The 2,032-nt window shown below is 29.7% G+C and carries 3 protein-coding genes; all 3 read left to right on the top strand.

All coding sequences use genetic code 11. The features are described 5' to 3' along the window. Nucleotides 1–251: 251 nt before the first annotated feature. Complete coding sequence (locus BXY82_RS00015; RefSeq protein WP_133756138.1) at nucleotides 252–836, top strand: hypothetical protein; 585 nt, start codon at nucleotides 252–254, stop codon at nucleotides 834–836. A gap of 245 nt (nucleotides 837–1,081) precedes the next feature. Then, a complete protein-coding gene (locus tag BXY82_RS00010; RefSeq protein WP_166643234.1) occupies nucleotides 1,082–1,501 on the top strand; it encodes a hypothetical protein in 420 nt (139 codons plus the stop codon). A 5-nt stretch (nucleotides 1,502–1,506) separates the two neighbouring features. Continuing rightward, nucleotides 1,507–1,785, top strand: a complete 279-nt coding sequence (locus BXY82_RS00005; RefSeq protein ID WP_133756136.1) for a hypothetical protein — start codon at nucleotides 1,507–1,509, stop codon at nucleotides 1,783–1,785. Nucleotides 1,786–2,032: the final 247 nt, after the last annotated feature.

The following is a 2,032-nucleotide window of genomic DNA, read 5'->3' as shown; positions in this document are numbered from 1 at the left end:
CCAAAGCTTCACCGTGTATAGTAACCTTACTCCGCTCTTTTGTTCTTTCTGATTAATACTTAAAGTTAACTGATTTATTAAAAATCAAACTTAAGATGTGTATAAGCAATGGCTTGTCCTCGCCTACTTGGAAATTCCTGCGGAATTTCCAATGGTAAGTACTTGTTTGCAATTGTCCGTGACGAACCACGCCACTGCTCATACACTAAACGTTGTGGTGCATATAAAAAAACCGAATTGACTAAATTAAAATGGATTCTTTTTTAATATTTTGGTTTCTAATTATATTTCTGGCTATCGGAATTGTCGTCGGATTAATTTATCTTGGTTACTGGATTCCAAAACATTTTGGAAAAAGAAAATTAGGGAAATGGATTGCTGGAATTTTATCAATTGCTGTGCTGACTATGATACTTTCAGTAGTGTTCGAAGACGAACTTTTTTTTAAATCGGATGCAGAGAATTTATTAACTAAGCACGATATCGAACTCAAAGATAATTTCAAACTGAATTCTAACAAATTTTCAGGAATTTTCGATTTTTACCATCGATTTGAACTCACAATTTCTGAAAAAGATAAAATAAGATTAATAGAAAAAATTATTTCAGCAGATAATTTTCAAGAAAATGTAGACAATGAATTTGACTTTAGAATTGATAAACCAAGATATTCCAAAAACAATGAAAATAAAGAATTTACGGCTAACTATCATACGGAAAGAAAATACATCTACGAATATTACAAACCGAATGAAATAGGAAATAAACCAACTTTCAATCGAATATCAATTTTAAAAAAAGAGAATAAATTGATTTATGAAAATATATCGGATTAAAAATACGCACCACAACACCGTATATAGCTCATAGCTTGGTAGTTGCTTAATCCAAAGTTAAGGCATATTTGGAAAGTCGCCAAATTTTTAAATTTGGCTTATTGAGAAAAAAAGGTAATAAGAAAATTAAAAAATTCGGCTCGTGCTAAACCGAAAAGTAATCGCTAATTTGCACGCTACGAGCCATATACAAGACCGTTGTGCGTAAGTTGACCAAACCCACGAACGACAAGAAAATTAACGAATTGATTAAGATAAAAGTGAACAATAATATCATCAAACTGATTTTTAGTATAATTTTGGTTAGTGTTTTTATTGGTTGTGGAAACCAAGAAAAAAAAGAACAAAACGAAACTATTGAGCGAGTTCCAATAATTTTTGAACCAACTTTTTACTATCCAAAAACTTATGATAACCATTGGAGAATGAATAAACCGAATCTTGAAAAGTCTGAAGGTTGGATTAAAGCAAATTGTGACCAAACTCTTGAAAACAAAGATAGTTTAAGAGTTAAAATCAAATGGCAATTTCTTAAACATAAAAATTGGGGAACGTATGAAGGTAAGTTAATTGGAATTGACTTAAATACTGACGAAGAAATAAGATTTGACTTTAAATGTTACGAACCTGATTTCTCAAAAGGAAAATGGCTAAATAATGAATAATAAATATGGAGAAAAGAATTGCAGAAATTGAGGATAAGTTAACTGAAATCATTTACAGATTAGATTTTAATGACCAAACCAACGAAACACAATTAAAATGTGTTAATGAATTAAACAATTCAATCTTATCAAGTAAAAATCTGGACGAAAAATTTATTGAGAAATTTGAATTAATAGATTTGAAATTAAAAAATGTTAAAACTGAATTTGAATTATTGCATACGGAAATTAGAACTCTAAAAATATTAATAGAAACAATAAATATTAAAATCGGAAATAAATAACGAATAAAACCTACGCACAACAACGTATATAATCCATTGCTAGTACTAGCCTACTTACGAAAATCCTTGCGGATTTTCTATTCGGTTTATATTTGCTAAATTACGTGCTAAACCACGCAACGTATCATATACAAAACCGTTGTACACAATACGGTACGATATACAAACATCCTTTACAGAGTTATAGAAACATCGTTTACACTTTTTAACTTGCAATTTGAACCAAAACTCAGATTGCTATGCCTTG

It is taken from the genome of Gelidibacter sediminis, from assembly GCF_004364975.1.
Lineage (GTDB): Bacteria > Bacteroidota > Bacteroidia > Flavobacteriales > Flavobacteriaceae > Gelidibacter > Gelidibacter sediminis.
This window is presented reverse-complemented; position numbering and strand designations above follow the sequence as displayed.

Coding starts and splice junctions, on each gene's coding strand:
- BXY82_RS00005 (WP_133756136.1), top strand. CDS start 1,507: ATGGAGAAAAGAATTGCAGAAATTGAGGATAAGTTAACTGAAATCATT.
- BXY82_RS00015 (WP_133756138.1), top strand. CDS start 252: ATGGATTCTTTTTTAATATTTTGGTTTCTAATTATATTTCTGGCTATC.